This is a genomic window from Ekhidna sp., from assembly GCF_965227465.1.
Classification (GTDB): domain Bacteria; phylum Bacteroidota; class Bacteroidia; order Cytophagales; family Cyclobacteriaceae; genus Ekhidna.
Genome location: NZ_OZ245746.1, coordinates 1,067,447 through 1,090,227 on the forward strand (window position 1 = coordinate 1,067,447; position 22,781 = coordinate 1,090,227).

13 protein-coding genes are annotated in these 22,781 nt (G+C 40.3%); 10 read left to right on the plus strand and 3 right to left on the minus strand.

Annotated elements, in window-relative coordinates:
- Nucleotides 1-7 precede the first annotated feature (7 nt).
- From ACO05G_RS04860 to ACO05G_RS04870, 3 genes are all read right to left on the minus strand, one after another.
- Nucleotides 8-3,040, minus strand: a complete 3,033-nt coding sequence (locus ACO05G_RS04860) for a SusC/RagA family TonB-linked outer membrane protein (RefSeq protein WP_421764946.1) — start codon at nt 3,038-3,040, stop codon at nt 8-10.
- A 212-nt stretch (nt 3,041-3,252) separates the two neighbouring features.
- Entirely contained in the window at nt 3,253-5,952 is a 2,700-nt protein-coding gene (locus ACO05G_RS04865) for an alpha-amylase family glycosyl hydrolase (RefSeq protein ID WP_421764947.1), read from the minus strand.
- A gap of 71 nt (nt 5,953-6,023) precedes the next feature.
- Complete coding sequence (locus ACO05G_RS04870) at nt 6,024-7,547, minus strand: hypothetical protein (protein WP_421764948.1); 1,524 nt, start codon at nt 7,545-7,547, stop codon at nt 6,024-6,026.
- 216 nt (nt 7,548-7,763) lie between these two features.
- On the opposite strand from ACO05G_RS04870, the gene ACO05G_RS04875 reads away from it, so the two are divergent.
- From ACO05G_RS04875 to ACO05G_RS04920, 10 genes are all read left to right on the plus strand, one after another.
- Entirely contained in the window at nt 7,764-8,786 is a 1,023-nt protein-coding gene (locus ACO05G_RS04875) for a LacI family DNA-binding transcriptional regulator (protein ID WP_421764949.1), read from the plus strand.
- A 133-nt stretch (nt 8,787-8,919) separates the two neighbouring features.
- Complete coding sequence (locus ACO05G_RS04880) at nt 8,920-11,334, plus strand: glycoside hydrolase family 31 protein (protein WP_421764950.1); 2,415 nt, start codon at nt 8,920-8,922, stop codon at nt 11,332-11,334.
- Nucleotides 11,309-13,633, plus strand: a complete 2,325-nt coding sequence (locus ACO05G_RS04885; protein WP_421764951.1) for an alpha-amylase family glycosyl hydrolase — start codon at nt 11,309-11,311, stop codon at nt 13,631-13,633. Before ACO05G_RS04880 ends, ACO05G_RS04885 begins: the two co-directional genes overlap by 26 nt.
- Before the next feature lie 7 nt (nt 13,634-13,640).
- Entirely contained in the window at nt 13,641-14,984 is a 1,344-nt protein-coding gene (locus ACO05G_RS04890; RefSeq protein ID WP_421764952.1) for an alpha-amylase family glycosyl hydrolase, read from the plus strand.
- On the plus strand, nt 14,977-16,506 hold the full coding sequence (locus ACO05G_RS04895; protein ID WP_421764953.1) for an MFS transporter: 1,530 nt from the start codon (nt 14,977-14,979) through the stop codon (nt 16,504-16,506). Before ACO05G_RS04890 ends, ACO05G_RS04895 begins: the two co-directional genes overlap by 8 nt.
- Nucleotides 16,507-16,515: 9 nt before the next feature.
- Nucleotides 16,516-17,472: an ROK family protein gene (locus ACO05G_RS04900; RefSeq protein WP_348284003.1), complete on the plus strand. Its 957-nt coding sequence runs from the start codon at nt 16,516-16,518 to the stop codon at nt 17,470-17,472.
- An 18-nt stretch (nt 17,473-17,490) separates the two neighbouring features.
- Nucleotides 17,491-18,462 carry a 6-phosphofructokinase gene (gene pfkA, locus ACO05G_RS04905; protein WP_348284004.1) on the plus strand — a complete coding sequence of 324 codons (972 nt, stop codon included), beginning with the start codon at nt 17,491-17,493 and terminating at the stop codon, nt 18,460-18,462.
- 215 nt (nt 18,463-18,677) lie between these two features.
- Nucleotides 18,678-19,211 (plus strand): PKD domain-containing protein, encoded by a 534-nt coding sequence (locus ACO05G_RS04910; protein WP_421764954.1) that lies wholly within the window; start codon nt 18,678-18,680, stop codon nt 19,209-19,211.
- A gap of 7 nt (nt 19,212-19,218) precedes the next feature.
- The gene (locus ACO05G_RS04915; protein ID WP_421764955.1) at nt 19,219-20,193 is read left to right on the plus strand and encodes a hypothetical protein; all 975 of its coding nucleotides are present in this window, start codon (nt 19,219-19,221) and stop codon (nt 20,191-20,193) included.
- Nucleotides 20,180-22,777: a ligand-binding sensor domain-containing protein gene (locus ACO05G_RS04920; RefSeq protein ID WP_421764956.1), complete on the plus strand. Its 2,598-nt coding sequence runs from the start codon at nt 20,180-20,182 to the stop codon at nt 22,775-22,777. Before ACO05G_RS04915 ends, ACO05G_RS04920 begins: the two co-directional genes overlap by 14 nt.
- Nucleotides 22,778-22,781 lie beyond the last annotated feature (4 nt).

The following is a 22,781-nucleotide window of genomic DNA, read 5'->3' on the forward strand; positions in this document are numbered from 1 at the left end:
GTGCTAATTAAAAAGTAAGATTTACACCCACAATAACGGTCGTGGATCTGGGGTATAGGTTATTATCAATTCCATTGATTCCTGACTCAGGATCAACTCCTGAGTAACCGGTAATGGTCATCAGGTTGGTGGCTGTTAAGTATGCCCTGGCATCCACATTATTGATTCTATCAATGGTATAACCTACTGTGAGGTTATCTAGTTTTAAGAACGATGCATTTTCTACATAAATATCCGATAATAACTGGCGTTCGGTAAAATCATTTTCATAAGCGGAGATATGAATGTTATTTGGTGCGAAAGGGTCGTCCACTCCTTGGAAAGCTCCGTATTGTGAGAAGACATTGTTATACACATAGCCACCGATCTGTCCTCTTAAGGTTAGTGCAAAATCAAACTTCTTGTAAGACATGTTGCCTGTCAGCCCAAGAATAAGGTCAGGAGCAGGTCTTTTGTATGGTCTAAGGTCGTCTTCGTTGATCATACCGTCATCGTTTCGATCAATATACATGTCCAGATCATTTTTAAAACCATCATCGTTAATGTCTTCACCATCGGACACAGGTCGTCCATTTACTTTTCTATGTTCATACACAAAGAAAGAGTTTGCAGGGTATCCAACTTTTAAGATTTGAATAGTTCGCCCAACATTTCCGGAGATAGGACCGGTTAGATATCCCTGGAAGTCTGGTAGATTGGAATTATCCAGTTTTAGAATCTCATTCCTATTGTATGAAGCGTTGAAGCCCAGGTCAAGTTTCATGTCATCTTTGTCGATGACCACCGAATTCACCATTAGCTCAATCCCTTTATTTTCCATCTCACCAATATTGGTTACTGCCCGGTCTCCTGTTAATGTTCCTATAGGGAAGGCAATATCGAAAAGAAGGTCGGTTGTTAGCTTACGATATACATCGATAGAGCCGTGGATTCTTCCTTCGAGAAAGCCATAATCGATACCAAAATTTAAGGACTTGGTTTCTTCCCATTTGATGTCCGGATCTACAGCGTTTGGTCTAAAGGTGTTGACGGTATCCTGCCCGAAGATGTAGGTTGCTCTGTCATCACCAGGTTGATAAAGATTCACATAGAGGTAATCTCCGATTTCTTCATTACCAGTTACCCCATAGCTCATTCTAACTTTCAGGTTAGACATGACATTTTGAATACCTTCCGCGAATGGTTCATCGATTAATCTCCATCCGACAGCTAACGATGGGAATAGTCCCCATCGGTTTCTTTTACCAAATCTGGTACTTCCATCTCTTCTAAGTGTAGCTGTGATAAGGTATTTATCCTGAATAGATAGATTAGCTCTTCCCCAAAAGGAGATCAGTCTGTTTTCTAATTCGAAAATCAATGGCTCATCTAATAACGGTCGTATTTCGTTCAGTTTGCCTTCACTGATAAAATCTGTAGGGTTTGTGATATTAAGGGCATTAAGGGAAACGGTAACTGGCTTAAATAGAGACCGATCTACATTTCGCGAGAAATCCTGATAGGAGTATCCGGCAATGAGATCCAGTTTACCAAAAGACAGTTTGGTATTATAGTTTAAGTAGGTCTCTAATAAATTGCTGGTTCGGGAATCTTCAAAGGAGGAGAAAGACCCAATCTCTACACCTGCTTTTGAATTAATCAATCGAGTGACCTGACTCTTTCCTTGTGAATTATCGTACGCATAGTTCACTTTAACAGACAGACCGTCCATAAAAGGCAACTTATAGTTAAGGTTTGCACCTATTAGGTTTCTTACGGTCCTGCCAATATTGAACGTTTGATCGATTTGCGCTACCGGGTTTCCGGGTGCTAGTGGACTGGACCATTCGAAATAACCACCTGTCGTAGAATCATTGGCTAGCACATTTTGAGTTGGATCAAAAACCAACGCTGAACCGATCACATTTGGTGCGAATCGATTATTAATGATACTGTGTTTGGTATTGATGCCTAAGGTAAGGTCATCATTAAGTAGCTTCTGCGTAAAATTCACATTACCTGAAATGCGCTCCAGGTTATCTGTCTTTATAAGGCCATCTACATTTTGATAGTTTAGCGAAACTCTTCCTGAGTTACTTTTTCCACCGAATGAGACACCAAAGTTGTGATTCATACCTTGCGCCAGTTGTGTAACCTCATCAAACCAATCGGTATTTGCAGATCCAAGATCCTCCAGGTTTCTTGGTCCTTTTCTTTCCACTGTAAACGCAAACTCAGCTGCATTAAGCATGGTCACCCCATTGTTATTGAAGCCTGCGGTATAGGAGCCATCATATGAAAATTGGGGTTTCCCGGACTCTCCGGATTTGGTTGTGATAATAACTACCCCATTTGCTCCCCTGGAGCCATATATAGCTGCTGAAGAAGCATCTTTCAATACGGTTATGTCAGCAATGTCTGCAGGGTTAATGAAATTCAACGGATTTCGTACACCAGCAACACCGTCATTCTCCAGCGGTACGCCATCCACTACATACAAAGGTTCGTTACCAGCGGTTATCGAAGTACCACCTCTAATTCGAATTGATATTCCCGACCCTGGTGCTCCATCGCTGCTAATTACCTGAACACCGGCAACTTTACCTGCAATAAGATTTGCTGGAGAGGTTAGAACGCCCCTGTTAAACTCTTTTGAATCAATTTTATTGACTACCCCGGTTACATCTCCTTTTTCTACCTGACCATAACCTACAACGACTATTTCTGAGAGCTCCTGAATGTCTGCACTCAATGCCATATCAACAACAGATCTGTTGCCTACGGTTTGTTCGACGGTTTTGTAACCAATATATGAGAAGACAAGGACGGCTGAAGGGGCTACTTGTAAGGAATATTTTCCGTCAATATCAGTGGCAACTCCATTTTGAGTTCCTTTTATCTGTACGGTTACTCCCGGAAGGGTGGTGCCGTCACTCGCATCCGTCACAGTTCCGGAAACAGTTCTCTGCTGACCTGCTGCTAAAAAGACACTCGTGGAGACCATTAAGGTCATTAGAAATCTTTTTACTTCCAGTCTCGGTAAGATACTATTAGTGTTCATTGATTTGCTTTAGAATTAGTTGGATGAATCAATCCTTAATTCGTCCGAAATATACATTGATTTGCTCTTTCAATTTTACCAATTTCGAAACGTAAAACCATGATTTTCAGGGCTTTTTACTAGGTTTTTCTACGCAAACGTTTGCGTATTGTAACTATTGAAAATAGTGATAAATCGTCGCAGAAACGTTCGGAAACGTTTACGATGGGTAGCTATTTAATCAAAATGCGTTTTTTGATTTCCTCAGTCGAATTTTTCAAAATAACATGATAGATGCCTGGATGAAGATCCGTTACATTGATCTGATTAGTATTATCCATCAGCCCATGTTTAATTTCTCTTCCCGAAAGGTCCAGAATACGGAAGTCGTCTGCATCGATATTGATAATATGAATCATCTCGGAAGCAGGGTTGGGGTAGATATATAAATTTTCAATTTCGTTTTCGATACCGAGTGTTATTTGTTGATCATCAATGTAATTTTCAATTTTCTCAGATGTATAGATGTACCATTCACCCGCTCCAAAACTCACCTCTTCAGATGTATTGGTTACCTCGATTGGTTCTCCGGTAAAGTAGTTGTACCAGGTTCCGGTAGTTGTAAACCTATGATTGAAGCTTTGGACTTCATCATCAAAATTTCCTACAACATATATTTCCACTTCAGGATGTGTAATGTTGATTGTCTTCACAAATCCGGATGTACTCCACGTAAAATATTCCTTGTCAATAAATTCAGTTTCGGTTCTTAAGTGAATGAGGGACTTGTATAGGTCAAATAGCTTCTTTCTATTTAGGTCTTCTAAATATTCCCATCTGGTTGGTTTGACGCCCAATCTATCATTGTTAAGCTCTTCATCGTAACCAAACTCACCAAATTGCCAGATCATTTTAGGGCCAGGCACGGTGAGAAAAAATGCAGCTGCCATTTTGGCTCGTTCAAGTGCCTCATTTGTGCTTTTGCTCTTTTTTAATTCCCACATCTGACGCTCTTCATCATGACTCTCCATGTATGAAATTAAATGCGGCTCCACCCAACCTCGGGATTCAAAATACGCCTGATTCAGTGATGCTGAGCTTCCTTTTGCTGCATTAATGTACGCATGGTTTAGGTTGCCCCAAAGCATCATGCCATAGGCAGCCAGTTCTTTCTCCTCTGTATTATCTGCAAAATGCTCTAAGATGACGTAGGCTGTAGGATCCTCTGCCCAAATAACGTCAGCAATACGTTTCCATATGGCAATTCTTGACGCATCATAGTTACCCCAAAGTCCAATATTACCTAAAGAGTTGCGTTGGGTAAATCCCTTTGATAAGTCAAACCGATAACCGTCCACATTGTACTCTTCTAGCCAGTATTTGACCACCCTATCTGTGTAATCTTTGGTGTATTGGCTTTCATGATTCATGTCGTATCCTACGTTAAAGTCATGCTTAGCGCGGGTATTGAACCACGGATTGTCCGAGGTAGGATTCCCATAGAGCCCTTCATTGTACAATCTAACTAGTGAATTTCTTCCAAAGTGATGGTTAAGCACAATATCTAGAATTACCGCAATACCTCTTTTATGAGCTTCATCAATAAGGGTCTTTAGGTCCAGTTCCGTACCGTAGTATTTATCTACGGCAAACATAAATGCCGGATTGTATCCCCAACTTAAGTTTCCTTCAAATTCCTGAATGGGCATCAACTCAAGTGCATTTACGCCTAAATCTGCGAGATAGTCCAGTCGATCTGTAACTGCCTGGTAAGTGCGTTCCTCTGTAAAATCTCGTATCAGTAATTCGTAAATCACTAAATCTTCGTTAGCAGGACGAGTGAAATCCGACCATACAAAATCAGCCTGACCCGTTTGAAGAAAAGAAGCAGCTTCTGAGGTTTCCCTATTAGGATACGGTTTTAATTCCGGGTATCGATTCTCTGCAATAATTTCCCCATCATCAAATGGTGATGATATTTTTTCACTGTAAGGATCAGCTATTTTTATCTCTCCATCCACCAGGTATTGAAAGAGATATTCCTGTTGAGGGTTTAATCCATTAATGGTCAGCCAATGAACTTCTCCATCCTTGTTCATCAAGTAGTCGCTACTTAATGACCAGTCATTAAAGTCACCAATGACAAATACATGTTCTTTATCCGGGGCTCTTAGCGAAAGTGTCACCTGAGTTAAATCAGTATTGTAATTGATTCCATCTTGTATGCCCATAGGCAAAGTGACAGAAGGAGGGGTAGGGGTAAGCGTATAGGAATAGGTTGTCTCGATGGTTTCACTTCCATTATTCGCTTCTGCTTTGATTATGTGAACATTGCCATCATCGATTATCGTATGTGATGAACTCAACTCAGTGACCTCAGTTGAGGAGGCAATGGAATTGTCATCAACGAAAAGTTCTATGGTCGAAGATTCAGAGGTTCTGACATCAATTTGAATGGTTGCAGCGCTGCTATAAAAACCATAATTACCGGTTGGATTGTCCATTACGATCGTAAATCCATCGTTTATCTCTGCGATGTAATCTGAGGTTTGGCCGTTGCTCCAATCATTACCTTTGAGAAGCATTCCTATGCTCTCAATATTTTCTTTAGAGGTTCCAATAAAATCGGTTGGTATTAGGGTAATAGAGAAGAATACTTCACCTGTGTTACTCATGGATCTGGTAAACTTAGCAGGATTGGTGGCTGAGCTATTGGAGCTAGCCGGATTGATATTGGATGGGGCATCAATCCCCTCCCCGGGAATCCACATCCAAATCCATGCTTCATTGAGGCTTTGAAGCGACGTTCCGGTCACTTCATAGGTAATAGTAATTTCTTCGTCCGCGGAAAAGAAGGCGGGTTCAATAGTTGGATCCTGGGCAAATAGAGAAATGTATCCAAGAAATAACGTAAGGGTGAGTATTGATTTCATCTGGTTAAAAATTTAGCAAAAAAAAGCTGCCCAAAGTGGGCAGCTCTTATTATTGTTAACTATTAGAATTTTTATTGTCTTGCTGTATTAACTGTTGCTGTTGCTACGTATGTAACACCACCATCTAACGTGCTTATAGTCACTGAATAATTTCCAGCTGCCCCAAGGCTAAATGTGCTGTTATTGAATTCTAGTGCAGTTGTACCATCAGTGGCACCACCTAAGTTGTAATCAAAACTTTGATTGACAAAGATTTTCCAGCCTGCAGTAGTGTATGCACCTGATGCTAATGTAGCTGAAGCTAAATCGTCGTTGTAAGTCATAGCGATTCCATTTCCAGCATCCCAGTTTCCAACCGGACTTCCTTCACCAATTACCTGGAATTCTGCATCACTGAAGTCAATGTTCCATGAACCACCCTGATCAGCAGTTGTGATTTTAACATAAATGAATCCTGAAGCTCCATCAGCAAGGAACCAGCTTCCATCACCGTTGCTGTCTGCATTGTCAGTAATGTTTCCAGTATTGTCAGTATAAGTAGTTGAATTTGGAATCAACTTGGTTGCCCAGGTATCGTCTGTTCTGAACTTGAATTCATTATCAGCAGTACCACCAGCGATTGGGAATACCCCTAACCAGGTATCAACACCATCAACCTGACCCACGTAGATCAAATCTTTATCATCAGTCCATCCAGCTGTTTCAGTAGTTCCTTGTGTACCAGAACCAATGATTCCCCATGGGAAGTTGTCTGCATTGAACGAGCAAACTTCTGCCTCTCCTGTTTTGGTTAACGTTGCACTGAATACCCCATTTGCATCCATGGATAGTGTAACATCATAAACTCCACTTTCTGCGTTCGTGATATTAGCACCACCTGGTACCAGTACACTTAAGCTTTCTCCTACGTTAGTGAAAGACTTATATTCACCAATGGTCCAGTTGTTATTGTATCTGAATTTGAACTGATCGTCTCTTATTATGATTCCGGTTCCTGACCAGGTAGATCCTTCAGCTGATTCGCTTACAGTTTCCAAGTCTAGGTCTGAATTAAAGCCGTTTGATACACAAACAGATTCATAAACTGCTCCACCGATGATTCCCCATGAATTTATTCTAACAATAAATGCTTCGGAATTTTGCTTATCATATATAACATGATAAACACCTTCTTCTGAAACTGCGAAAGAAGCTCCATTTGCTTCTACTTCTACGTAAGTATAAGCTTCTGCCCACGTTCCAACAGAATCAACTACGGAGGAACTTCCACCTTCAATACTCACAATTTCCTGCTCATCAACCTCTGCGAAAATGTAGTTTCCAGCAGTTAGATAAATGTAACCTGCTTTGTGATCATCTCGAGGAGTTGCTGCGAAACCTTCACCTTCAACAGTCGCATCACTTAATAAGTATGCAGTTGCAATAGTCGTATCGGATGCAGACACGCCAGCTATATAGAAACCATCAGCTACTGCGAAGGATCCTTCACCGCCACCACCAATGTCAATTCCACCATCATCGCTACCACACGATGAGACGAAAACCAAGGTCCCCAAAACCATCAATAAACTCAGGGATTTTAATACATTTTTCATCTTAATTTTTCGTTAAATTTTAAGTTAATTTTTACGAGTTTTTATGTTAAAAAATCGATCATTTCTTAACACTCACATTCCGAATTTTATGAATAAAGAAATTACAGGCAACACTTTTGCGAAGTTTTTGCAGACTTTTTTTTCTGCAAACGTTTGCGTTTCAGACTTTTATAAAACCTATGAACCATAATTGATGCATTTTACTATATTTCTTGCATGAAAAGGCAGACAACAACCATCAAGGATATAGCTAAAGAACTAGGTATATCACCCTCAACGGTATCGCGTGCATTGAAGGATCATTTTGAAATCAGTGAAGAAACTAAGAAAGCCGTTAGGCGTGTTGCAGAAGAATTGAACTATCAGCCCAATTCACTGGCACTTAGTCTGAGATACAGTAAATCCAATACATTAGGTGTTATTGTTCCTGAGATTGTTCATTTTTTCTTCAGTACCGTCATCAGTGGGATAGAAGATATTGCTCAAAGCAAAGGGTATAATGTGATCATTACCCAATCCAATGAATCAGTTGAGAGGGAAATGATGAATATTCAGACGCTTTTCAATAACCGAGTGGATGGTGTGCTGGTTTCGCTTTCAAAAGAGTCTTTTGATTATTCTCATCTTGAGGTTATGATGCAAAAAGGTTTGCCTATCGTTTTCTTTGACCGGGTCCCTGATACCCTGGAGACAAGTAAGGTCACCGTAGATGACTTTCAAGGTGGATATCAGGCCACCGAACATTTGATTAAGCAAGGATATAAGCGCATTGCACATTTGGCAGGCCCTAAAAATCTGGATATAACCAATGAAAGATTGGGTGGATTTATGAAGGCCCATGAAGATTTGGGTGTACCAGTAAATGATGATTTGATTGTTTACAATCAGGCTTCTAATGAAGGGGAATCTTATGCAGCGACTTTTGAATTGTTAAAATCGAATAACCCAGATGCCGTTTTTGCTTCGAATGATCTGGCAGCAATGGGAGCAATAAAAGCAGCTCAAAAATATGGAAAAAACGTTCCGCAGGATTTTGGAGTAGTTGGATTTAGCAATTGGCAGTTTACCGCATTAACCAACCCTTCCATTTCGACTATTGAACAGCCGGGTTTTGAAATGGGACAACATGCCGCGGAATTACTGATCAAACAGATCGAATCTGAAGAAGAGGATTTACCAATGGATTCTATAAAGCTTGGAACTACATTATTAGCCAGAGATTCTTCCAAAAAAGTGTAGACTTTTACAAAATCTTCATTATCAGGGCCTTTCGCAACCGTTTGCGTTATTTTTTTTGAAATAATCATGCAATCTCCTCTAAGATTATTCATTAATTTGAGCTTATCACGCTACAAAAAGATGGGATAATTCTATGTTGGATATTGCTAAAAGTGAACGAAATAAACGAATATCGGAAGGTGGTGTTTTCAAATCATATTTGACAACAGAATATGGGGTGGAAATTGAAACAGAAAGCTTTCAATATAAAATCTCATTTTATAATGAGCATACCATTAGGGTACATCAGACAAGCCATTCTCAGGATTGTAATCCTTATTCTGTCGTACAAAGCCCTAAGAAAATTAGCTTTCAAGTAGAAGATAACGACAATTCACTGGTAATTACCTCTGAATCACTTGATGTAGTAATTGATAAATCACCAATACTCTTCACATTCCTCAATAAGGATGGCAAAATCCTGAATCAGGATGAGCCCGGGCTAGGCATTCAGACACAGGGTGAACAAAAGACTATTTACAAAAAGCTGCAATCAAACGAACGTTTTGTCGGGTTGGGGGAGAAAACAGGACCACTAGATAGGAGTGGTAATGGATATCAAAATTGGAATACTGATCATTTTGCTTATGACATAGAAGCCGACCCGCTTTATGCTTCCATCCCTTTTTATATTGGAATACATAATGGCCTTAGTTATGGTGTTTTTTTAGATAACTCATACAAGAGTCACTTCAATTTTGGAGCTTCAAACAATCGCTTTTCTAGCTTTTCTGTTGATTCAGGAGACATGGACTATTATTTTTTTAATGGATCTGTCTCAGAAATCATTCAATCCTATACATGGCTGACTGGCAGGATGTCCTTGCCGCCAATGTGGAGCATCGGATATCAACAATGCCGATATAGTTATTATCCGGATACTGAGGTATTGGATGTAGCAAAGAAATTTAGAGATAAGGATATCCCTGCAGATGTGATTGTGCTCGACATCCATTACATGGATGAATATAAAATCTTTAGTTGGGACAAAGAACGCTTCCCTAACCCGGACCAAATGGTTGATTTACTTAAGGAGATGGGGTTTGAAGTAGTAGTGATTTGTGATCCCGGAATAAAAACCGAAGGCAAGTACCTGCCTTACGACTCAGGTAAGAAGGAAGATGTCTTTTTAAAATATCCCGATGGGAAATACTATGAAGGAGAAGTTTGGCCAGGATGGTGTCACTTCCCGGACTTTACAAAAGAAGAGACCCGTTCCTGGTGGAAAGACATGATGAAGTCTTACACGGACATAGGGATCAAGGGCTTTTGGAATGACATGAATGAGATTGCTACCTGGGGCCAGATGTTGCCAGAGAATATTGAGTTTGATTTTGAAGGAGAGGGAGCAACAACGCGAAAAGGGAGAAATATTTATGGGATGCAGATGGCACGAAGTGCTTACGAGGGAGCTAGTAAGAATCTCGATGGCAAACGTCCATTTATACTGACTAGGGCAGGTTTTGCTGGAGTCCAGCGGTACAGCGCCCTATGGACCGGAGATAATGTCGCCAACGACGAACATATGTTACTTGGAGTACGTATGGTGAATAGTCTGGGTCTTTCAGGAGTTCCTTTTTCAGGTTATGATGTTGGTGGTTTCGCTGGAAATGGGCAAAGCAATCTATTTGCCAGATGGATTCAGATTGGCGCATTCTCACCTTTCTTTAGAGGACATTCCATGATTAATTCTCACGACTCTGAGCCTTGGTCCTATGGAGAGGAAGTTGAGGAAATCTCCAAAAATTACATTCGCCTGAGATATAAGTTATTACCCTACATCTATCATGCTTTCGTTCAGGCTTCAGAATCAGGTACTCCTGTAACCAGAAGTCTATGCATAGACTATACAACGGACGATAAAATTTATGCTGCTGACTTTGAAAATCAGTACCTCTTTGGAGATAATATTCTGGTTGCTCCATTAGCGAGTGATCAACGATATGGCAAGGTATACCTACCTGAGGGCGAATGGTATGAGTTCTTTACTGACGAACAATTAGCAGGTGGACAAGAGATGATTAGAGAATATGCCTTGGAGCATTTACCTCTGTTCATTAAGGCCTCATCAATAATTCCTGTTTACGGTGATGCAACGCAAAACTCAAAGAATGTAGGAGAGTGTCTAGAGTTACATTTCTATGCAGGAACCGACCATTCAAGTACAGAATATTATGAAGATGATGGAGTTTCCTATGAAAGTAGCAACGGGGTTTTTCATAGAAGGTTGATCGAGTTTGCACCATCTCAGAAAGAGATCAAGATTAAGGAAGCATCGGGTAATTATAATTCTAAAATCAAGAAATTAAAGCTGGTTCTTCACGGGTTTGATCAAAATGAGTTGAATAATTGGAAGCACGGAAGTATTGAAAGAAAGTGCTATTCATACGTTCAGCCTATTTCAAATTTTGATCCATTCGAAAAAGATCACAGAGATAATCTTAAATCTGAAAATGTATTTTCAACCGAGATAGCGTATACCAATGAAGAAATGGTTTTTAACTGGTAGTGTCATAGTCCTATTTGGATGTAGTGTTGAAAAAGGATTAGAAACACTTAGCGAACCGCTGATCATTGGAACAGCAACTCCCATTCAATTGGATCTTCAACTTACTCAGGTTGTGTTGGAAGATTATGTATTGGATCCGTTCCGCCTGGATTCTGTAACTACAGACGGACCCTTTAATTTGGAAATTGATAATTCCGTTTTGCGAATTCAGGGAAGACCTAAGCAGGCACTTTATAATTTGACATTATGGGCTGACGGAGTAGGTGAAAGTATCCTGCTAAAACGCACGAAAAAGACTTTGTATTCTTTCTTGTACCCCATTTCAGGGGATGAAAAAAGGGTAATGATTAAAGGGGAGTTTAATGCCTGGAATCCAAATAGTACGGTTCTGGAGAAAACCGGGAGCTCGTTCTCGACATATGAACTTTTGGGAGCTGGAAAATACCAATACCTCTACGTAGTAGATGGAAAAGAGGTCCTCGATCCACAAAACCCGGACTCTATTTCCAATGGTATGGGAGGATATAATTCACTCATTACCATTCAAGGGCCAGATCCTGATAAAATCCCCACACTGAGGTCAAAAAGCTACACCCCCAATAGCATCATTTTAGAAAGTTCGAATTCCATATCTGATATTTATGCCTATTGGGGTAATACCCGAATCCCAGGTGATTTTATCACCATAAAAGGGAATGAGGTTACGGTTCAGATTCCTTCAAATGCTGCAAATTCGGATCGTTCCAAGATTCGATTATGGGCATATAATAAAGAGGGAGTTAGCAATGATGTGATGGTTCCGCTAGACAAGGGCAAAGTGCTGGATGATGCATCCATGATTACACGAAACGACTATGAAGGAATGGTCATGTATTTCCTCATGGTAGACCGGTTTAATAATGGCAATACCGGTAACGATAAGCCTTTGAACATCCCGGAAGTCCATGCAAAAGCAGATTACTTTGGTGGAGATTTAGCAGGAATTACTCAGAAAATCACCGAAGGTTATTTCAGCGATTTAGGAACAAATACGATATGGTTATCTCCAATCACACAAAACCCTGAAGGAGCATTTGGTAAGTATCCTGAGCCGGAGACGAGTTTTTCGGCATACCACGGGTATTGGCCAATATCCAATGTGAAGGTTGACTATCGTTTTGGAACGTCAGACGAATTTAGGAATCTGATTTCTTCTGCTCATGATTCGGATATGAATGTTTTGCTGGACTATGTGGCAAACCATGTGCATGAACAGCATCCAATCTATCAACAAAATCCGGATTGGGCGACAAATCTGTATCTGCCGGATGGATCACTCAATACCGAGCGGTGGGATGACCAGCGGTTGACCACCTGGTTTGATACGTTCATGCCAACGCTCGATTTATCGAAAATGGAAACAGTTGATCCAATGACTGATTCAGCCATTTTTTGGCTTAGAGAATATGGCATTGATGGATTCAGACACGATGCAACCAAGCACATTCCGGAAATATTTTGGAGAGTGCTGACACAAAAGGTCAAGAAGCAAGTAGTCAAAGAAATCGGGCAGCCTGTTTTTCAAATTGGTGAAACATATGGAAGTCATGAGCTTATAAAAAGCTATATAAGCACCGGAATGCTGGATGCGCAGTTTGACTTTAATATGTACGATCGTGCCGTTTCGGCTTTTGCCGGAGCGGGTTCTTTGTCTGAGCTGGCAAGTTCGCTAAGAGAAAGTATAAAGTATTATGGAGATCATAATCTGATGGGATATATCACCGGAAATCAGGATCGTCCACGATTCATCTCGTACGCAGATGGTTCCCTGGATTTTGGTGAAGACACCAAGTACGCAGGTTGGAACCGGGAGATAACTATTCAGGATACACTCGCTTATCAGAAGCTTTCGGCACTTACTGCCTATATGTTGAGCATACCAGGAATACCATGTTTCTATTATGGCGATGAGTATGGAAGCCCGGGAGGTAATGATCCGGACAACAGAAGACAAATGCAATTTGATAACCTGGATAGACATCAGCAAGCCACAAAAGAGCGAGCTAAGAAACTTATCCAACTTAGAAAAGAAAATCTGGCATTGATCTATGGCGATACCCAAATATTGGATGAAGGTAAGAACTACCTGGTGATCTCACGTCAATATTTTGATAATCAGGTAATTGCTGTGTTCAACACAAGTGATCGGCCATTTGAAATAGAAATCCCTGAAAATGGGAGTCTAAATTTCTTTGGTAGTCAAAATGGAGGAATGCTAACGCTTCAACCGAACTCTTTTGAGATGATTACTTACAATTAAATAATTAATGAAAATACTAACCAACCTAACCTTTTTAGCTCTTTTGATCGGAGCATGTAGCCAACCTCCATCTGATCAATCAGCGATGGTAGAAGCTTCATTTCCTGAACGTGCCAAAGACATGGTCATTTATGAGGTAAATGTGAGACAATACACCCCTGAGGGTACTTTCAATGGTTTCATTGATCATCTTCCACGACTTGAGGAATTAGGGGTTGATATTTTGTGGGTCATGCCAATTCAGCCGATTGGAGAGGAAAAGAGGAAAGGTGGACTTGGAAGTTACTATTCAATCAAAGACTATACCGCCATCAACCCTGAGTTTGGTAGTATGGAAGATTTTAAAAGATTGGTCGATGAGGCGCATAAAAAGGACATGTTGGTGATTTTGGATTGGGTGGCTAACCACACAGCCTGGGATCATCCATGGATGGAAAAAGACGGATATCATACAAAAGATTCAATGGGTAATGTCATTTCACCAGTTCCTGATTGGTCTGATGTTGCTGATCTGAATTATGAAAATATGGATATGCAAAATGAGATGATCGATGCATTGCAATATTGGGTTGAGGAGGCAGACATTGACGGTTATCGATGTGATGTAGCGGGATTTGTTCCAATGGAATTTTGGAATCGTGCTAAGGATTCGTTGGATGTTGTGAAGGATGTATTCATGCTGGCCGAATGGGATGAACCTCAGATGCATGAAGATGCTTTTCATATGACTTACGGCTGGGGGCTGCATCATTACATGAACGGGGTAGCGAAAGGAGAGAAAAATGTGGACTCGTTGATTTCATTCATTAATAAAGATTTGGATCGCTATCCATCTGATGCTTTTAGAATGAACTTTACCACGAATCATGATGAAAACTCTTGGAATGGTACTGTTTTCGAAAGATTTGGAGATGGTCATAAAGCCTATGCGGTCTTTGTATTCACAGTCCAGGGTATGCCGTTGATTTACAGCGGACAGGAAGCAGGGTTGGATGAAAGATTGGCCTTTTTTGAAAAGGATACAATTGAGTGGGGTGATGTTGCTTTTCAAGAATTTTATGCCTCTTTGGTTGATTTGAAGCATGACAACCCGGCCTTGTATAATGGGGAATTTGGAGGTGAACCAAACTTCATGGATACTGGAAATCCGATGGTTATCGCTTATGAGCGAACAAAAGATAATAATCAGGTCACGGTCGTAATCAATCTTTCGGGAGACAACCAATCTATTTCATTACCTGAATCGATGCTATTTACAGATGTATTTTCAGAAGGAGATGTGAGTTCATCCATCACTGAAATGCAGCCATATCAATATTTTGTTGGGACAAACACTGTAAGCAATGAGTAATATTTCATTGGGATCGGATAAGCCGAGGCTTAGCTTTTGGCAAATCTGGAATATGAGTTTTGGATTTTTGGGAATCCAGTTTGGCTTTGCGCTGCAAAATGCCAACACAAGTAGAATTTTTGAAACATTAGGGGCAGATACGAAGAATCTGGCATTTTACTGGTTGGCAGCACCTGTTACGGGGTTAATAGTTCAGCCAATCATTGGCTACCTGAGTGACCGCACTTGGCATCCAAAATGGGGTAGGAGACGACCTTTCTTTGCCATAGGAGCCATACTTGCAACTTTTGCGCTTTTTGTTATGCCGAACTCTCCCACACTGTGGATTGCCATTGGTATGTTATGGATCATGGATGGATCGATCAATATCAGCATGGAACCTTTTAGGGCTTTTGTAGGAGATATGCTTCCGCCCGATCAGCGAACGAAAGGTTTTGCAATGCAAAGCTTCTTTATTGGAGTTGGTGCTGTTGTAGCTTCTGCTTTACCGTGGATCTTTACCAATTTGATAGGCGTCAGTAATACGGCACCAGAAGGCCAAATTCCGGATTCAGTGAAATGGTCTTTTTACGTCGGAGGTATTGCCTTTCTTACTGCGGTCATGTGGACTGTATTCACCACAAAAGAGTACCCGCCATCGGAAGAGGATATTCAGGAAGCGAAAACTCCGCCACCACTTAAAATAAAATTTACACCTCGTCAGTACATGGCAAGAGGACTTGTATTGCTCGGAATTGGTGCTGCTTTAGCTTCATGGTTTACCTTGAAAGAATTTGATCCACAGCTTTATGTCTTATGCGGAATCTTTGGCCTATTTGGATTTTCATACGTAATCGGAGCGTTGCTGATGGGACGAAACAGGTATCACAATGGATTTGTACAGATCGTTCGCGACTTTCAGAACATGCCGAAGACAATGGTGCAACTAGCTTATGTGCAGTTTTTTTCATGGTTTGCATTATTTGCCATGTGGATTTACAGCACCTCGGCGGTGACTTCTCATATCTATAAAGCGACCCATACTACCTCTGCTGCTTACAATGATGGAGCAGATTGGGTGTCATTATTATTTGCCGGGTATAATGGTATAGCGGCACTTGCAGCTTTGGCATTACCATTATTAGCAAAAGTAGTAAGTAGGAAAGTGACTCACATGATCGCACTTATCTGTGGTGGAGTTGGTCTAATCTCATTTTATTTTATCCAGAACCCTTTGTGGTTAATCTTATCAATGGTGGGAGTAGGTATAGCCTGGGCGAGTATTCTATCCATTCCATATGCGATGCTATCGGGTTCGCTACCCCCTAAAAAGATGGGCTATTACATGGGAATATTCAATTTCTTTATTGTAATACCGCAGATCGTTGCAGCCAGTATCCTCGGGTTTTTAGTGGCTACTTTCTTTGAAAGTGAATTCATTTACGCCATAATACTCGGTGGAGGGTCCATGATCATAGCTGGTTTACTTTGTTTGAAAGTAGATGACAAAGATGAAGTTGTAATGAAGGAAGGAGAAGCTTAATTTCACCGCATGACTAAACTGGCCATAGGTATTGATATCGGAGGTACCAACTCCAAATTTGGGATAGCTGATCGTGACGGAAATATACTCGCACAATCAAGGATCAAAACTCAACAGTACAGTGATTATTTCTCATTTATTGCTGAGTTGAAAAAAGAGATTGAAAAAATTCACTCAATCGAAGACGTGATAGGTATAGGGGTTGGTGCACCCAATGCAAATTATTACAAAGGCACCTTAGTAAATCCTCCAAACCTTCCTTGGAAGGGTGTCTCAAAATTTGCTGAAGAGGTAGAAAAAATATTTGGACTTAAATGTGTGCTCACAAATGATGCGAATGCTGCAGCCTTAGGTGAGATGGTGTATGGGAAAGCCAAAAACATGAAAGATTTTGTGGTTTTGACCGTTGGTACTGGATTGGGTAGTGGGATCGTCATTAATGGAGACTTGGTATATGGTAAGCATGGATTTGCAGGTGAGCTTGGCCATACATTGGTGAATGCGAATGGGAGGTATTGCGCATGTGGTAAACGAGGATGCCTTGAAACCTATGTAAGTGCAACCGGCATACGAAGAACGGTTTATAAATTACTGGCAGATCACACGGAACCAAGTCTACTTAGATCGATTAGCTTTGATGACTTGAGCACTCGAACCATAACAGAGGCTGCTGCAAAAGGAGATTTTATCGCGATAGAAGCATTCAAGTATACAGGTAGGGTGTTGGGAATGAAATTATCAGATTTTGTTGTTCATACTGACCCTGAAGCCATATTTTTGCTAGGTGGATTGTCAAAAGCTGGTGATCACATCTTCGTCCCCGCTCAAGAGAATATGGAGCATTTCATGATGCCAATGTTCCTTGATAAGAAGATACAATTGCAACCCTCAGGTCTTAAAGATGATGATGCCCCAATCTTGGGAGCCTCAAGTCTTGTTTGGAAATATTTAGACGGTCCAACCTAAACATATAACAGTTATTGAATGAAAAATATAGGAGTTTTTACATCAGGAGGTGATGCACCAGGGATGAATGCGTGTGTAAGAGCTGTTGTTCGCTCGGGTTTGAGTCTTGGATTGAATGTGTATGGCATTAGATATGGATACAATGGCATCATTAGTGGAGATATGCATTTGATGAAATCCTATTCGGTGAGTAACATTCTTCAGAAGGGAGGAACGATACTTAAATCAGCTCGAAGTGAAGACTTCAGAACAAAGGAGGGACGAAAGAAAGCCTTTGAGCAACTCAAAGCAAAGGGAATTGAAGGGTTGGTAGCGATAGGCGGTGATGGCACGTTTACAGGGGCAAATATATTTTACGAAGAGTATGGTATCCCAACAATAGGTGCTCCCGGCACTATAGATAACGACCTTTACGGATCAGATTATACCATAGGGTTTGACACGGCTGTAAACACTGCACTGGAAGCAATTGACAAAATACGAGATACAGCGAACTCTCACGATCGGGTATTCTTTATAGAAGTGATGGGAAGGCACTCTGGCTACATCGCCATCCATTGTGGCATTGGAGGAGGAGCAGAGCTAGTGATGGTACCAGAAACATCAACTACCATCCAGGATGTGATTGATACCCTAAACAAAGGCCGAGATAAAGAAAAAACATCAGCCATTGTCATTGTGGCTGAGGGCGATGAGCAGGGAAATGCGCATGAGATTGCTAATAAAGTAATGAAAAAACTCCCTAAGTTGGATATTCGTGTATCCACATTAGGTCATTTGCAAAGAGGCGGATCCCCCACATCCCTTGACCGAATTCTAGCCAGTAGATTAGGATTAGCTGCTGTTGAAGGACTGATTAACGGCAAAGCCAACGTCATGGCAGGAATCATAAATGATGAAGTTGTCTATACAAGCTTTAAGCTAGCCATAAGCAAAACAAAACCAATCAGCAATGAACTGATGCGCCTGGTTGAGGTAATGAATAATTGATGATCAATGCAGTAAATGATTGAGTCTAAAAATAGGCTTAACCTATGCTTATTTCAATGATTGAATATGCTGCAATCGAAAGTTTTATTTATTTACTCACCACAATAACCGGAGAATAGTTTATTCCAGCGGGTACATCATGCCGTTTGTCGAAAGAAAAATTTCTCGCCAAACAACCTATAGTATTTTCGCTTTTGTACTTATTGGGAATTAGCATGAGAATCAGTATTCTGACAGTTTTAGTTTTTATTTCTTTTAGGCTTCTTGCTCAAGATTTTCCATCTGTTTTAGCAGATAAGGAATGTATTATTCTTGACTTAAGTGGATCAGTTGAGAGAGAAAATAGCGATTTAATCTACAAGTGGGATTTAGGCGATGGAACAGAAGCATATGGCATTACCGTAGAACACTGCTATGATTCTATTGGTGAATTTCAAGCCTCTCTTGCAATCATTGATCCTATTTCATCAATGAATTTTGATGATGAGTATGTAGAAACTGTTAAAGTGCTTCCGGCAGTCGTACTTGAAATCACGCAATCTAAAGGAGAGTTTGGGCAAGATCTGGAAGCAAAGCTGACTGGCTCATCGATAAGCGATGCAACGTTTTATTGGTCTTGGGATAATAGTTACGAGTCAGGTAAAAAGCTCTCTGGTATTGAAAAGAATAAAGAAGTCAGAGTTTTGGCTCGGTTCACATTTCAAGGTGAAGAAACCTTCTTATCAAAAGAAATAATAACTGGCAGCTAACATCACTATGAAAAAAATACTTTTTATAACTTCTCTTTACCTCGTAAGTAATCAATTGTTTAGCCAGCTGGTGCCGAGTGAATTTGAGCAGATCACTCATTTAGTAACTTTTGGTGCTGACAGCAAACCTGGTTGGGGAGATGATGATCATACACAGATCTTCTTTTTTATTGTACCTGAATCATTCACAAAGCCTGTATACATACGGGTGTTCGATCCGGATATTGGAGGACAATATGACGAACCGAATGGAGAATGGGATACTGGTGTAAAATTTAGCGTCTATGGCGGTAAAGGAGCCCATTCAGAACCTGATGCAAAGAAAATTGATCCTGTTGGCAATTTTAAAAGTGGTACTTTGTTAGCGTCTAAACTTTTTCAATCTGAAGAAAAATATGATGGAAAATGGTACTCGTTTGGACCATTTAACCCAATGGACGGGGAAGAGTTTCCACAATTAAATGGTCGAGTGTTTAAAGTCATAGCAGAAGGAATTGCAGGTAACGATGGAAACTTATACAAGTACTTTTTCAGTACGAAGAATTTTGAGAATAAAGAAGTGGAAGGGGCCAATGCTTTCACTTATGAGTATTCATTCAGATTGCCGGAAGTGAAGAACTCTGTAGCACACCTTTATCCTTTCATCGAAGACGATGTGATTTCCATCACTCAGCACAATTTTGATTTTGATTTCGAAGGCTCCATTATGATATACTCAATAGCCAAAAACCGTCACCGTGCGACACCAAGTAAAAACAGGGAATGGGGTCGAAGCAAGCACCCGATCATCGATGAAGAAAAAAACACGACTGTAGATCTTCAGATAGTAAAAGGGCGAACCTCCAGAAATGACATGGTATGCTATGTAACCAATCAATACGATGAAGCAGTAGCCTTCTTTTCAGTTCCGGTAGGCGGACCTCCCAAGTTTAAGTATAAGCTGAATGTTCGATACAAAGACAAGGACAATGGTAACGATTAAAAAGGGACTCTTCATTTTCTTCGGACTTGTAATTGCTTTGATTTCTAATGCTGGCCCACGGGATTTTACCACCGTGCTTTTCAATGCAGATAGGGATTTCAATGGCGTTTTTATTTATACCATAGTCCAGGATGATGATGGGTTTTTATGGATTGGCTGTAATGATGGGCTTTATCGATTTGATGGTCAAGAGATGCTAAATCTCAGAAAAAAGGATACAACCATAAGCAGCACAATCACAGCATCTACCATATCCAATGATGGACACGTCTATTTGGGTTATATCGGTGGTGGTATCAGCATCGTGGAGCATGGAAGGTACCGAAAATTATTATCCGATGAAGAGCTCCCAAACCGAATTGAACAGCTTAAAGTAGATGATTCTAACGTTTTATGGGGCCTCACCCGAAATCAGGGAATGGTAATGATAGACGGAGATTCTATAAAGCGATTTCAGCTGCCGATTCTTAATGAGCTTGTTAGTAATGATTTTGTGGTCATAGAAGACAAAATTTTTGTTGGTACCAATGAAGGTGTTGTTGAATTCAGAATTAAAGATGGAGATCTCATTCCAGCGCAACTCATAACAGGTACAATTGGTCTTAATGTAAGTGCATTGTATCAGGATAAAGATGATGCTAATCTGCTTTGGGTGGGTACCAATGATGGACTATATCGTTATCGAATAAGTCAAAATGAGATTAACCTGGTAGAGGGATTTCCTGAGCATGTACAAATAAGCTCTATTGCAGAGGATGACCTAAATACTTTATGGGTTGGCACTTACAATCATGGTTTGGTTGAGGTTGACTTAAAGCGCGGAGAAATAGAAGCGTTAACCTATTTTAATACCTCCTCAGGTTTTGAAAGCAATGAGATTCAGGAAGTATATGTTGATAATGAAAACGAAGTGTGGGTAGGAACATTTGGGCGAGGTTTGGTCCAATTGAATAGGGCCTATTTTCACCATTATGAGCTATATAGAACAATAGGAGTACAAGGTATACACAGCATAGCAAATTATCAGGAAGATGAATTGCTTTTAGCTTCTGACAAAGGGATTGTGCATGTTTATCATAAGCCACAACGTGATAGCTTAATATTTGAAAAATTGGCCTATACGGAAAAATACTCGTTTACATCTTTAGCGATCATGGGCCAAGAGGTTTGGGCAGGAACGAAAAGAAACGGAGTAGTCAGGATCGATCTTGAAAATGGGCAATTAGAAAAAATATTACTGAATCCACTGGATCCTGTCAATACACATTTAATAAGGGATATTCAGGTTGATTTAGATAGTAATGTATGGGTATCAGCGGCAGGTAATGGCGTGTATCATTTGACATCAGATGGTCAGTTGATAGAACATTATAATACTAGAAGTGGGTTTTATCACAATGAAATTTTTTCCATCTATCCGGATCGAGCAGGTAATGTTTGGTTTGGAAGTCATGCAGTTGGTCTAGCTATTTTGCAGAGAGACGGGCAGATGAAGTTTCTAACAAAGGATAAAGTTTTTCCCGCATTTGATATCAACTCGATCATCCAGGATGAAAGCGGTAAAATTTGGATTGCTACTGCCGGATCCGGTATTTATAGCTTCGATGGTGAAAATTTCAAACAATTTACTGAAGAAGAGAATGACCTGTTATCAAACTTTTGCAATGCTGTCATGGTGGACAACATAGGCCAAATATGGGTAGGGCATAGGTTAGGTATCAGTCTGATTCAGCCAGATTATGAATTGGTTAGGGTATTTAGTCATCCTAGTGAGCTAGGTGAGACTGAATCTGAGCTTAATTCTGTGATAAAGGATGTACATGGAAACGTATTCTTTGGCAATCCTTTTGGGATCACTAAAGTGAATTTGCCCCATTTTAATTTCAAGATTGATAAAAGGGAGACTCACATAAAAGATATTCGATTGTTTTTTCAGGAAGTTGATTTACTGGAACATACGAAAGCTGACAAGTTGGATAACATCCTCCCTTCAGACCTTAGGTTCAGTCATGATGACAACCACTTATCGTTTGATTTTGTGTCTATTAATTTAAGAAATCCAAATGCCATTTATTATCAGTACACGCTAGAAGGATTTGATAAATCATGGTCTAATATTAATAAGTCCAATACCGCGTCATACACGAATCTTGATCCCGGTGAGTATACTTTTAAAGTGAAAGAGTCTGATCATCCAGAGCTCTGGAGTGATGCGGAGTATACTAGCATCACTTTCTCAATCGCCCCTCCCTATTGGAGAACCTGGTGGTTTTATTTGCTTCAAATAACCTTTTTCTTATTCATTATGTACATGACCATGGTACTATCCTCAAGAATCAAGTCCCAATTTGTGACTCGACTGATGGTGTATGTGAGTTTGTTTATTCTTTTCGAATACGTACATACAGAGGTAGAACCTTATGTGGAAAGAATAGCTGGTGAAACACCCATATTTCAGGTAGGAACTAATCTATTGCTGGCTTTAATACTGCTACCGGTAGAATTAAGATTATCAGGTTTCCTACAAAAACGAGCACTGCGTCGTGAAAAAATTGATGAGGCCATGGAAAAAATCACTCAATAGAAAC